Raw genomic sequence first — 13,393 nt, 5'->3', positions numbered from 1 at the left:
AAAATAAAATGGAAAGTCTGATAATCTGGATAATCACAGCCATCATCGTTATGGTTATTTTAGTTCCGTATTTTATTCAATTCAGAAGGAAGTTAAACAGGGATAAAGCCCTTAAGGCGGAAGCGCAGGAACTGGGGGCCGATCAACCGATTGCCCAGTTTCCGCAAATCAATCAATTAGAGTGCATTGGCTGCGGCTCCTGTGTGGATGCCTGTCCGGAAGGCGGCGTGCTGGGGATTGTGATGGGCAAGGCCACAATTATAAACGGTTTGAAGTGCGTGGGGCATGGAATGTGCGCCGAAGCCTGCCCGGTGGGCGCTATTGTGATTGGCCTGGGAGATATTTCAAAAAGAGACGATATTCCCTTTACCGATGAGCACTTTCAAACGAACATCCCTGGTTTGTATGTGGTAGGCGAATTAGGCGGCCTGGCGTTAATACGCAACGCAATCAAGCAGGGAAATGTGGCCGTGGAACACATCGCAAAGACCTTAAAAAAGCAAGATGAAGACGACCAACTGCTGGATGTCCTGATTGTCGGGGCGGGCCCGGCCGGGCTTTCGGCAGGATTGACAGCAGTAAAATACAATCTAAATTATCTGGTGGTAGATCGCCAGGGGGCGGGCGGAACCATTTTACACTATCCGCGAAAAAAGCTGGTCATGACCCGTCCTGTGGAAATCCCTTTGTACGGCGTTCTTGATAAGCCGGAGTACACCAAAGAAGAATTGCTTGAAATCTGGGAAGATGCTCAAAAAAAATTCAATTTAAAGATTAAATCCGGCCTAAAGTTAGAAAATGTTGTACAGGAGAATGGGCATTTTAAGGTGATCACCAACTTAGAGTCTTTTAAAGCCCGCACCGTTGTGCTTGCTCTGGGACGAAGAGGCACTCCGCGAAAATTAAACGTGCCCGGCGAAGAGCAGGGCAAGGTCATGTATCGTTTACTGGACGCAGAAGCCTACCAGAATGATAAAATTTTGATTGTTGGCGGAGGAGATAGCGCTATTGAAGCCGCCATCGGTTTGGCGCACCAAAAGGGCAACATCATCACCATCTCTTACCGCAAGGATAAATTTTTTCGCATTAAAAAGCGAAATGCCGAGCGCATTGAGAAATTGATTGAAGAGAATAAGGTGTTTGTCATTTACAAATCCACCGTAAAAGAGATTAAAGAAAAATCCGTCATTCTAAATACAGAGCGCGGCGAGGTGGAAATAGAGAATGACTATGTTTTTATCTTTGCCGGCGGCGAACCGCCTTTTGCCTTGCTCAAAAAAATCGGCATTCAATTTGGCGTGGAAGTCGCCCAGAACGCGCTGGCCGGTTAGTCGCTCTTTTTGCGGAACACCCAGAATTCGCTCAGTAAAAAATTAGAAATCATGCCCAGGCCAATGCCGATTAAATTGCTTAAAATATAAGGCCAGTCAAATTTGCTGGTTAGAATCAGAAGCGTTGCGTAGTTGATCAATCCGCCTAATGCTGCCGAGGTGTAATAACGAATCAAACGGTGAAAGTAGGTATAGCGCCGTTTGTGGCGCTCTCTGCCCCAGGTGAAAAGATCGTTCCATGAAAAATTATTGAAAATGGCAATGACAATGGCCAGAGGAGAGGCTACTTCCAGCGAAAGATGCAGTTTTCCATGAAAAATCCATAAGAACAGATTGTTAACAATTAAACCGGATGCGCCAATCAGACCGAATTTAATCATACGGATCAGACGCTCTTTAATTTGCGGGGCCATGGTAATTCTTTGCCTCATAGCAGTAAATGGTGCGCGTGTGAAAGCGATCTAAAAATTTGTATTCAAATTGCTCGATTAGCTCAACCGAATCAAAATACTTACGGACATACTTCAGATCGTCTTTGTATTCTCGGCGGTCGTCGATTACGTACAAAGCGTTTTTACCGATCAGTGAATCCGGCGTTCCCCAGATGTCAAACTGCAGGGCCGGGCGATTGTAAATGTTTTCGGCATAAGTGTCCTGATGATCCGGCAGGTAGAATTTTAGTAAGGCGGCGCTTTTGTAACCGTTGGAGAAGATAAAGACCTTTTTACGACCGCCCATCTTTTGCTGCAACGCATGAATTTTTTGGGCGGCGTCCGACCAGCCGCTCCAGGTGTTGCCTTCGCCCAGCGGCATGTTAGGCACAAGCTGAATAATGTGGGCGATGAGCAGCAAAAAGACAGAAAAATACATGCCGGACTTAATCCAGCGCGACGACCGAATCGTCTCCGCTTTCAGAACGAACACGGCGCCTAAAATCCATCCCAGATATCCCGGCAAAAGCCAGTTCATTTTTACCAGCGAACGCAGACTGACATAAATAAAGCCGCCAATGATTACAAACCCGCTCCAGAATAGCAGATTGAGCAAACGATCTTTAAAACGCGTTTGAATCTGTTTTTTAACGAAATAAACCAATAAGCCGAATACCAGCGGCGTTAGCAAAAATAATTGACTGAAGAATAACTGAACAATGTACTTGCTGGTAAGCGGTTTGAATTTCGCCGCCCGATTGCTAAATTGAAAGGCAAACGATGCCCAGTCGTTTTGCGCATTCCAGATAACCACGGGCGAGAATACCAGCAGCATAATCACGAACGTCAAATAGGGATGGGGCGTAACAAGCCAGCGCCGCAATTTTTTATCGAACAGTAAAAAGGCAAACAGCCCGGGCAGCAGTGCAACCATGGTGTATTTGCTGATCAGGCCAAATCCTAACGTGACGCCCATCAAATACAACCAGCGCGCTCGTTGCGTCTGGTAAAATTTTAAAAATAGAAACAAGGTCAATATCCAGAAAAAAAGCAGCGGCGTGTCGGGCACGCTCAGGATGGCGTAGAGATGGGCGAAAATGGTTAAGTTGAAGAACAGAACGGTCCAAAAGCCGGCCTTTTCTGCCAGGTGACGAGGAATGTTTTTTAATTGCGCCATTAACAGCGCGCTTTTGAGCAGCAGAAGATTAATACCCAAAAACCAGACGACCGCCATAAATTTGACGCCAAATACCGTATCGCCAAAAAGCGTTGTGCCCAGTCCAATCGAATAGGCGGCCATGGGCGGATGGTCAAAATAGGAGAGCGCAGGATACTGAATGTAATACCAGTAATAGGCTTCCTGTGGCGTAATGGGCAGAAAAAAGATGTAAATCAGCTTGAACAGGGTCAGGCCGGCAATAAGCTGGTAGGCCGTTTTTAACGGTTCCTTTATTTCCATTCTGTCCAACATGTTTTCCGCTTTCTTTAGTTTTTTAAAAAGCCTAAGTTTACGATTTGATCTTTTGTGTTGCAAGTTAAAAGTTGTGGGTTAGAATAATTAAAAATTACGAATTACGAATTACGAATTACGGATTTAGAATTAACACGCGAAGTGGGAGGCCGCGTCCGAATTATGCGCGGCGCCTGGTTGAGTGGTTACCGTCCTGGAGATAAGAAGAAAATAAGAGTTAATAAGTTGAATGGTCGCCCGTCTGGCACTCCTTTTCACGATTTTGCTAAAAATAGCCAGCGCAGAAATTACTTACACTGTTGGAAATAATTTTCCACGCACAGCCTCCCCCCTCTTGTTTTAATCCCTGCGAAAATGTTTTGGTTGCGGCTTTTGCTGCCATGGATAGTAAAAATCGTAAACATTTTATAATTCTATTTGATCTTTCGAATATTTTAGTTATATTTTACAGCACAGCATTTTGGAATACTTTATTTTCTTTGTTTAATCTGAATATATTTTGAAAAAAATAAAAGTAGAGAGAACAATGATGCGCGTAAAAACCATACTGTTTTTTCAATTAATTTTATTTAGCCTGCTGTGGAGCCAGAACGTGCCGGTAGTTTATGTTTATCCCTTTAAAAGCGTTGATCAAAATGAAACGCCATTCAGTCAACAGGTCTATTCCTATTTCTGTTCAAATCTGAGCGCTACCGGTAGAGTGAATTTATTCAGCGAAAAAGCCTGGCAAAAGATCTTTAGCACCTATCATTTTATTTTGACCATCAATGATTTTCGGGATAGCAGAAAGGTTATTAAACTGGGAGAACTTACGCCTGTTGATTACATCGTCATTGGGCAGATTAATGAACATGAGCGTGAATATTATTTACACGTCGAATGGATTAATGTTCATAATGGCTTAATAGAAAAAACATTTATTCAAAACATTAAAGATTCCCGCCATTTTCAGGAGCCATTAAATGCCTTAAAAAAAGAGTTGTTAAGATTTATCGTAAAAGAAGGAAAAGTATTCGCCCCACCATCTAATAATACGATTAAAATCAAAATGCCTGAGAGGTCGGGCTGGTTATTGGGCGATGAATTCGTTTTGGTGAATAATTTGAATTACGGTTACGGGCGTGTTCGTCTGGTTAGCTTTGCGGAAAATGAGGCCCGGGCCGAAATTATCTATTTGAATGATCGAATTCGAGTGGGCGACAGAGTTGTACTTGCGCAAAATTTTCAAAACTTAACCATTCCCTTACGCGCAGCTTATTTGCCGCCTTTTAAGGGCGCTTCGGAAAACGAAAAGGAGTTATTCCTGAAAACGCGGCAGATGATTATTGAAAGCGCAAAATTTTATTTAATTGAAAGGCCCATTAATCAACCGTACTATGAATTTAATTTTTCGTTGCAAAAAAAATATGATGGCCGTCTCTTTCTGGTTAATTTGTCCATAACCGAATTGCCGGCGTACAAAATAGTTTTTGAAAAGAATATTGAGTGCGTGTCTGCAGACCTACAGGACGCCTTAAAAATTTTACTGACCGAGGCCTTAAATCGCTGGGAAAAGAAAGCGCTTGTATCTCATGTGAGCGACACTTCCATTGTAATTAATAAGGGGAGAAATCATAAAATTCTTAAAGGGCAAAAAATCTTGTTCCGCTCTGAAGAAGACGGGGGAATTATTGCGGAATCGGTGGTTAAACAGGTTTCGCAAAATGAATCCCGCATTGAAATGCCAGCCAATTTTACTTCAATACGCGCCGGAATGATGGTGACTTTTGTTGAGCCCGCTTTTACCAAAAATCAGTTGCACAATAGATTGCAAACGATTAAGCTGGCTGTGCAACAGGAGAAAAAGAGATATGAAATAGAACGACAGGAAAAATTAGAGGTAGAGAAAAAAATAAAGGCTAAAAAAAAGCTCCAGGCCATACCTAAAAGTCGCGTCCGGTTTGGCTATACGTTGTCGCTGGCAAAATCGAAATCCGATGATCAGATCTTTGATTTGAAAAACAGCCCGAAAATGGATATCGACCTCTATCTTGGCAGCTATCCGTACCTCAGCCTTGTGTTAAACTACGCCTACCACCATTTACAGTATAAAATTTCGGAAGATAAGGTTTTTGTCAATTTTATTGGAACGGGCGTCAGGTTACAAAGCCCTGTTTTTGGCCCGTTTTCTCTTTATGGCATTGCTCTTTATCAATACGCTTTTTTTAGAAATCCGCGGGGAGAAGACTCACCCTTCAATTCTTCCGTGGAATGGGAAAGCCAGTATCTTACATTAAGGACGGGTCTGGATCTCTTAATCAATTCCGGTTTCGGATTTTATATCGAAGCCGGCGAACAGCGAACCTTGAAGTACGAAAAAATCAAAATTCAGTTTTATTCTGCCTCAGCGGGCATCAGCCTGTGGTTTTAACGGCAATGTGGGCGTGTAAGTGTTTGGGCAATTAAACAACGAGTTAACAATAAATTTGATTCAAGCATGGTACTGAACAATCAAAAAAACATGGCTATTACGATTTCTATCATTTTCCTTTTCTTAGCCCTGTTTGAAGGCTGGCCTTACGGATTTTACACTTTGCTTCGCCTAATCGTTTTTGCAGCAACCGCTTTTCTGGCCTGGTTAGCCTATAAATGTCAAAAACATGGCTGGATCTGGATTTTTGGATTTATGGCGCTTCTTTTTAATCCTTTGATTCCTGTGCATCTGGGGCGAGAATTATGGATGATGGTTGATTTATTCGTCGCTATTTTTTTGATTATTTCCATCTTTGTTTTCAAGTTGCCTGAAGATTTTAAGTAAAAAAAATATTAACGTAATAAATAAGAATTGACTTTAAAGAAAAAATGCGGCGTGCGTCTTCAGCATTATTTAAATAAATTTACAGAAGGACGTTTAACTTGCGTAAAATTTTGTATTGGGATGTCTGGTGTATGGTGGTTTTGGGATTGATCTTGTTCACTGGTGGCAGCAACGCGGCCTTTGGTCAGGAAAAATCCAGGAATAACGACCGGCATTTCTGGTGGGGAAATGTGGGAATGGGCTCCGGCTGGGTTGCCGGCGGCTTTGGGTCGAATGACGGAGGCTTAACGTTTGGCGTAAATTTTTCAGGGCAGAGTAAAAATAACATTCTATCGGTTCGCTATGTCATTGTTCAGGAATTTCAATTGTTATGGCCAGACTTGCCAGAAGAAAATGTATGGGATGTGGGCTTGCTTTATGGCAAAAGCGCTAAAGCGTCATATGGTCTGGCCTCAATAGCCGCGGGAATTGGAGTAGTAGGCGGCGTTCGACGCGGCGACAAAATTGGCAGCAGCGGCGGATTTTTTGAAGAAACCTACTATGAAAAACTTACCTTTCTCACCGTGGGCGTTCCCATTGAAACGCAGCTTTTCTGGACGCCGTTTTCCTTTGTAGGGATCGGCATTTATGGTTTTGCCAATTTAAATATGGAAAAATCTTACTGCGGTGGCCTGTTTTCCATTCAGTTTGGTAAACTTCGGTAAACCCAGCTGCATTTCGTCAATCTGCAAGACACGTAAAAATTTTAAAACATCGTTTAATGATGTAGTTTAATCTACACACACCTGTAGAATATTCTACATTAACCGCCCTTTCTCAATTATCTCTTAATAAAACTATTTTTTTAACCAATGCAATAACAATATGTTAAGTTATGGCCATTTTTCCTGGCACGGTTTTGGCCTGAATAAAGGAAAATTCATAAATGGAGTTGTTTAATGGAAAATAAAAAACTGATCTGGTGGGCAATGATTTTGCTGGGAATTCTGGGAGGCATTCTCTTTTTCCCGCTGCCCATTGACGGGAAATTTACCTGTTTCTTTCATCGTATGGCTCTGCCGTCGCAAACCATCGCTGTAGAACATCATGGGAAACAGCTGGTAGATTATTACGTCCATCGCTTCAGTTTCTTTTGGTGGGGCAGTTTATTGTTAGGCTCAGCCGGTATTTACCTTTTAAATAAGAAAAATAATTTGAACAAACAGAAAGGATTGTCATGAGATTGTTGACGATTTTGCTAATATTGATCTCCGTTTCTTTCGGGCAGCAGCAACAGCTACAAAACCTTGTTGAGCGGGCTCTCGAAAATAATCCGGCGCTTAAGGCTCGCGGTCATCACGTACAGGCGGCCAAAGAGCTCATCGACCCGGCCGGTGCGCTGCCAGACCCCATGATCAGTTTGGGGCTGATGAACGTGCCGTCGAATTCATTCGCCTTTAATCAGGAACCGATGAGCGGCAAGCAACTGGCCTTCAGTCAGGCCATCCCCTTTCCTGGCAAGCTGGGACTTAAGAAAAAACTGGCAGAAATTGAAGCGCAAAAAGCAACCGATGTACAGGGCGAACTTGAATTGCAAATCATTCGCAATGTTAAACAGACCTATTTTAAAATTTTCGATCTGGATCGCGCTATTGAGGTGACCGAAAGGAACCAGACGGTGCTGAAAAACTTCACGCAAATTGCCCAGACGCGCTACACCGTGGGCAGCGGCATTCAGCAGGATGTTTTGAAAGCGCAAGTAGAATTTGCCCGCTTTGAAGACCGGTTAATTTCATTACAAGAAAAGAGAGCCGCTTTAAACGCGAAGCTAAACGCGCTTTTAAATCTTCCGCAAGATCAAGCTTTAGAAAAAACAGAGATCTGGTCATTCGAAGCGAATGACATTCCATTCGATACTCTAAAAAACCGGCTGCTTAAAAACAATCCGATCTTAAAAGCCTGGCAAAAAAACACCGAGCAAAGCGCGGTGCGCGTGCGTCTGGCAAAAAAGGAATTATTACCCGATTTTACATTTACGTTTGCCTATACACAAAGAGAGGTTCTGCAATCCGGACTGGGCGGCAATGATTTTCTTTCTGCCGTGGTTGGCCTGAAAATTCCGCTCTATTTCTGGAAAAAACAAGATAAACAATTACAGGCACGTCGTTTTCAGAAAAAAGAAAGCACGGAACAATTTAATGATATCAAAAACCGTTTGCTCGCCTCCCTAAATGACGCCTATCAGAGAGCGCAAAAAAAGGCAGAGCTCATTCAACTTTATCAGGCAACCATCATCCCCCAGGCCAGCCAGGCCCTCAACTCTGCCATTGCCAGCTATCAAAACGATCAGGTCGATTTTTTGACCTTATTGAATAACCTGATGGTATTATTCAATTACGAAAGAGAATATTATCGACTGATCAGCGAATATTATCAGCAATTGGCGCAAATCGAGTACTTAACCGCAAAACAAATCATAAAATAGAAGGAGTGAAACATGAAGTCACGCATTCTGATTACGTTATTTGGACTTTTACTAATTTTTTCAATCGGGGCTACTGTGAGCAGTTGCAGCGGTGAAAAAGATAAAACGGAACAAAAAGAAGAAGTGCAATTGTACACCTGTCCCATGCATCCGGAAGTGATAACCGAAGAACCCGGCCAATGCCCCAAATGCGGAATGGACCTGGTGCCCGTTAAAAAAAGCGCCGGGCAGCAGATGAATATGAATGAAGATCATGACGCCGGGGCTCATGATCAATCCGGCGACGGTGAACAAGCGCAATTGTGGACGTGCGGCATGCATCCAGAGGTCATTCTGGAAGAACCGGGCCAATGTCCCAAGTGTGGAATGAATCTGGTGCCTTTAAAAACGGAAAAATCTAAAAAAACAACGCAAAAATCAGGCAAGATTTTGTACTGGCGGGCGCCCATGGATCCTACAGAAATTTACGATCGTCCCGGCAAATCGAAAATGGGCATGGATTTGATTCCGGTTTATGAAGGCGAGTCCGGCCTGGGAAGCGGCGGTACGATCACCATCGATCCGGTTACGGTTCAAAATATGGGCGTACGTTTTACGCCTGTGGTTAAAAAAGATTTTTACCATGCCATCCGCACCGTTGGCTATATCGAGTACGATGAAAGTAGGCTGTTTACCATCAATAGCAAGATTTCGGGCTGGGTAGAGAAATTGTATGCCGATTACACCGGCAAACTGGTGCGCAAGGGGCAACCATTACTGGAAATTTATTCTCCCGAACTGGTAACCACCCAGGAAGAGTATTTGCTGGCCTTAAAAAATTTGCAGGCGGTTAAAGGTTCCAACATCAGCGAAGTGCGCCAGAGCGCCGAAGAACTCTTGAAAAGTTCGTTAAAACGGCTTCAATACTGGGACATTCCGCAAACGGAAATCCAGCGTCTGACAGACAGTCAGGAAGTTAAAAAGACCACAACCATCTACTCGCCATTTGACGGTTTTGTAATTCACAAAAATGTGGTTGAAGGAACTTACATAAAAGCCGGAAACGACCTTTTCCGCATTGCCGATCTTTCCAGAGTGTGGATTCAGGTCAGCATTTACGATAATGATTTGCCCTGGGTTAAGCCAGATGCACAGGCCGAAGTGGAATTAAGCTATATGCCCGGAAAAAAGTTTCAAGGAAAAATAACTTACATTTATCCTTACCTGGATAAAAAGGCGCGCGACGTCAAAATTCGCCTCGAATTCCAGAACACGGATTTTGAATTGAAACCGGGCATGTACGCTAATGTTTCCATCAAGGCCGATCCCATTAAGGATGCGCTGGTTGTGCCGACCGAGGCGGTGATTCGCTCCGGTAAACGTAACCTGGTCTTTATCGCACGCGGAGAAGGACGATTTGAGCCACGACAGGTGAAAATTGGTGAAGAAAATGACCAGGGCGAAGTGCGCATTATCTCCGGTCTTTTGGAGGGCGAACAGGTGGTTACTTCAGCGCAGTTCATGCTGGACAGCGAAAGTCGCCTGCAGGAAGCCATCCAGAAAATGTTGGCAGAGAAAAGGGGACAGTAAACAGTTAAGGGATTAAGAGTTAAGAGGACGAAGCGAAATGCAAAATCAACCATTCAACCATTACACTCTTACACTCTCTTTTACTCATAATCAAACAGAACAGAGGAGATACACGTGTTAGAAAAAATTATAGAAGCATCGATCAATAACCGCCTACTGGTAATCATATTTACCGCGTTTATTGCCTTTGCTGGAATTTACGCCATATTCAATACGCCGGTGGACGCCATCCCCGATTTAAGCGATGTGCAGGTTATTATCTTTACCGATTATCCCGGCCAGGCGCCACAGGTGGTGGAAGATCAGGTGACCTATCCGCTGACCAGCGCCATGTTATCGGTGCCTTATGCCAAGGTTGTTCGAGGGTATTCGTTTTTCGGACTCTCTTTTGTGTACATTATTTTTGAAGACGGTACCGATCTTTACTGGGCGCGTTCGCGGGTACTGGAATATTTGAATTACGTTTCCAGTCGGTTGCCTGCGGGGGTGACTCCGCAATTGGGGCCTGATGCCACCGGCGTGGGTTGGGTTTACGAGTATGTGCTGGATGGCGGAGATAAATACGATCTGCAGGAACTGCGTTCGCTGCAGGACTGGTACCTGCGTTACGAATTGACCAGTGTTCCCGGCGTGGCAGAAGTAGCCAGTATTGGCGGTTATGTAAAACAATACCAGGTAGAAGTGGACCCCAACAAATTAAAGGCTTACAACATTCCTTTGAATAAGGTAAAGATGGCCATCAAGCGCAGTAACAACGACGTGGGCGGCCGCCTGGTTGAAATGGGCGAAACAGAGTTTATGGTACGCGGGCTGGGCTACATTAAATCCAGAGAAGATGTGGAAAATATTCCGGTGGGCGTGGATCAGAACGGAACGCCCATTTTAATCAAAAACATTGCCAATGTCAGCATTGGGGCAGAGCTGCGTCGCGGGCTTGCCGAATGGAACGGCGAGGGCGAAACCGTCGGCGGAATTGTGGTCATGCGCTGGGGCGAAAATGCGCTTAAAACCATTGAACGCGTAAAACAGAAGTTAAAAGAACTGGAAAAGGGGCTGCCCGAAGGCGTGACCATCAAGTCGGCCTATGATCGTTCAGGCTTAATCATCAGAGCCATTGACAATTTGCGTGAAAAACTGGTAGAAGAGTTACTCGTGGTAGCCCTTGTATCCATCATCTTCCTTTTGCATTTTCGTAGCGCTTTTGTGGCCGTATTCACCCTGCCCATGGGTATTTTAATCTCTTTTCTGATTATGTACTTTCAGGGCATTAACGCCAACATCATGTCTCTGGGCGGTATTGCTATTGCCATTGGCGCCATGGTAGATGCGGCCATTGTGATGATCGAAAACGCACATAAACATCTGGAACGAGACAGGGGGAAAAAGGAGCACTGGCAGATCATCATGTCCGCATCCAAAGAGGTAGGGCCGGCGTTGTTTTATTCTCTGCTCATTGTAACGCTTTCGTTTCTGCCGGTTTTTACCCTGCAGGCGCAAGAAGGGCGGCTATTTAAACCCCTGGCCTACACCAAAACGTATGCCATGGCGGCTTCGGCAATCATAGCCATCACCATTACGCCGGTTTTGATGGGCTTTTTCGTGCGCGGTAGAATTCGCTCTGAAAAAGAAAATCCCATCAGTCGAATATTAATCAAACTTTACAGACCGGTTATCGATTTTGTGCTGCGTTTTCGCTGGCTAACCATCGGAGGAGCTGTGGTACTTATCCTGATTACCATCTTGCCCTTACAACGTCTCGGTTCTGAGTTCATGCCTCCGTTGAATGAAGGCGATCTGCTGTACATGCCGACCACCGATCCGGGAATTAGCATCACCAAGGCCAGGGAACTGCTGCAGCAAACCGACAAGATCATAAAGAGTTTTCCGGAAGTGCACCATGTGTTTGGTAAAATCGGCCGGGCCGAAACAGCCACCGATCCGGCGCCGCTTTCCATGATCGAAACAACCATTATGCTTAAACCCAAAGAAGAATGGCGCCCTGGCATGACCATGGAAAAATTAATCAAAGAGCTGGATGCCGCCATTCAGTTTCCGGGATTAACCAACGCCTGGACCATGCCCATTAAAACCAGGATTGACATGCTCTCCACGGGAATTAAAACGCCCGTCGGCGTTAAGGTTATGGGGCCGGATTTGCAAACGCTTTCTGACCTGGCTGAGCGGATTGCCAATGTTTTGAAAGATGTAAAGGGAACTTTGAGCGTTTTTCCGGATAAAACAGTAGGCGGCAACTATCTGGATTTTAAAATTAATCGATTGGAAGCCGCGCGATATGGATTAACGGTTGGAGATGTGCAGGATGTAATCACCACAGCCATTGGAGGAATGAACGTAACTTACACCGTTGAAGGACTGGAGCGATATCCGGTAAATGTGCGCTACAACAGAGAATTGCGAGACAACATCAGCGCTCTGAAGCGTGTACTGGTGCCAACGCCCACAGGAGCCCAGGTTCCGCTTGAATATCTGGCAGACATTGAGATTAAAAAAGGGCCGCCTGTCATCAAAAGCGAAAATGCCCGCCGCACCGCCTGGTTGTATGTCGATATTCGAGATATTGATGTGGGCACCTATGTGAAAAACGCCAAAAAGGCCGTCTTTGACAAAGTTGATTTTCCTGAAGGTTACAGCCTGGTCTGGTCCGGACAGTACGAATACATGCAGCGCGCTCAAAAGCGACTGCAAATTGTGGTGCCCATTACCCTGGTCATCATCTTTTTGCTGCTCTACTTCAACTTTAAGAATGTAACCGAAAGCATGATTGTGATGTTCTCTTTGCCTTTTGCTCTGATCGGAGGCATCTGGTTTATGTACATCCTGGGTTACAACTTTAGTGTGGCGGTTGGCGTAGGCTTCATTGCTCTGGCTGGTCTTTCGGCCGAAACGGGCGTGGTGATGCTGGTTTATCTGGACAATGTTTATAATGACTGGAAAAAGAGAGGCATGATTCGTAAGTTGGATCATCTGAAACAAATTGTTGTTGAAGGCGCCGTGGACAGGGTACGTCCCAAGTTGATGACCGTAGCCACTACCATGCTCGGACTGATGCCCATATTGTGGGGGACAGGAACCGGTTCACAGACCATGAAGCGCATTGCCGCTCCCATGATCGGCGGCCTGGTCTCGTCAACGGTTTTAACGTTGATCGTCATCCCCGCCATCTACTTTTTGTGGAAAAGCCGGGAGTTAAAACGCATGAGCGCACAATTTGCTAAAGACGAAGCTGAAGAAAATAATGGAAATGAAACGTTTTAAATCATAAAATAGAACGGGCCGCAAAAAAGGCGGCCCGTTATTCTCAAAAGAGGA

10 protein-coding genes are annotated in these 13,393 nt (G+C 44.7%); 8 read left to right on the top strand and 2 right to left on the bottom strand.

The window, feature by feature from the left end:
• The first annotated feature begins 8 nt into the window (after positions 1-8).
• Positions 9-1,331, top strand: coding sequence for an NAD(P)-binding domain-containing protein (locus tag Cabys_RS10390; protein WP_006930354.1), 1,323 nt, complete (start codon positions 9-11; stop codon positions 1,329-1,331).
• On the opposite strand, the gene Cabys_RS10385 is transcribed toward Cabys_RS10390, so the two are convergent.
• Positions 1,328-1,744, bottom strand: a complete 417-nt coding sequence (locus Cabys_RS10385; RefSeq protein WP_006930351.1) for a GtrA family protein — start codon at positions 1,742-1,744, stop codon at positions 1,328-1,330. The genes Cabys_RS10390 and Cabys_RS10385 overlap by 4 nt on opposite strands.
• Complete coding sequence (locus tag Cabys_RS10380; protein WP_169833707.1) at positions 1,728-3,221, bottom strand: ArnT family glycosyltransferase; 1,494 nt, start codon at positions 3,219-3,221, stop codon at positions 1,728-1,730. The genes Cabys_RS10385 and Cabys_RS10380 overlap by 17 nt, the downstream gene beginning before the upstream one ends.
• A 538-nt stretch (positions 3,222-3,759) precedes the next feature.
• On the opposite strand from Cabys_RS10380, the gene Cabys_RS10375 reads away from it, so the two are divergent.
• From Cabys_RS10375 to Cabys_RS10345, 7 genes are all read left to right on the top strand, one after another.
• On the top strand, positions 3,760-5,643 hold the full coding sequence (locus tag Cabys_RS10375) for a hypothetical protein (protein ID WP_006930343.1): 1,884 nt from the start codon (positions 3,760-3,762) through the stop codon (positions 5,641-5,643).
• Between the two features lie 90 nt (positions 5,644-5,733).
• A complete protein-coding gene (locus tag Cabys_RS10370) occupies positions 5,734-6,030 on the top strand; it encodes a DUF6804 family protein (RefSeq protein WP_044282067.1) in 297 nt (98 codons plus the stop codon).
• Positions 6,031-6,128: 98 nt separating this feature from the next.
• Positions 6,129-6,734, top strand: coding sequence for a hypothetical protein (locus Cabys_RS10365; protein WP_006930337.1), 606 nt, complete (start codon positions 6,129-6,131; stop codon positions 6,732-6,734).
• A 234-nt stretch (positions 6,735-6,968) separates the two neighbouring features.
• On the top strand, positions 6,969-7,250 hold the full coding sequence (locus tag Cabys_RS10360) for a hypothetical protein (RefSeq protein ID WP_006930335.1): 282 nt from the start codon (positions 6,969-6,971) through the stop codon (positions 7,248-7,250).
• Entirely contained in the window at positions 7,247-8,494 is a 1,248-nt protein-coding gene (locus tag Cabys_RS10355) for a TolC family protein (RefSeq protein WP_006930333.1), read from the top strand. The genes Cabys_RS10360 and Cabys_RS10355 overlap by 4 nt, the downstream gene beginning before the upstream one ends.
• A 12-nt stretch (positions 8,495-8,506) precedes the next feature.
• A complete protein-coding gene (locus Cabys_RS10350) occupies positions 8,507-10,063 on the top strand; it encodes an efflux RND transporter periplasmic adaptor subunit (protein WP_006930332.1) in 1,557 nt (518 codons plus the stop codon).
• Positions 10,064-10,177: 114 nt separating this feature from the next.
• Complete coding sequence (locus Cabys_RS10345) at positions 10,178-13,339, top strand: efflux RND transporter permease subunit (RefSeq protein ID WP_006930331.1); 3,162 nt, start codon at positions 10,178-10,180, stop codon at positions 13,337-13,339.
• The last annotated feature ends 54 nt before the right edge of the window (positions 13,340-13,393 follow it).

The organism is Caldithrix abyssi DSM 13497, assembly GCF_001886815.1.
Lineage (GTDB): Bacteria > Calditrichota > Calditrichia > Calditrichales > Calditrichaceae > Caldithrix > Caldithrix abyssi.
Note: the sequence above shows the minus strand (reverse complement) of the source record. Positions and strands in the feature narration are given on the sequence as shown.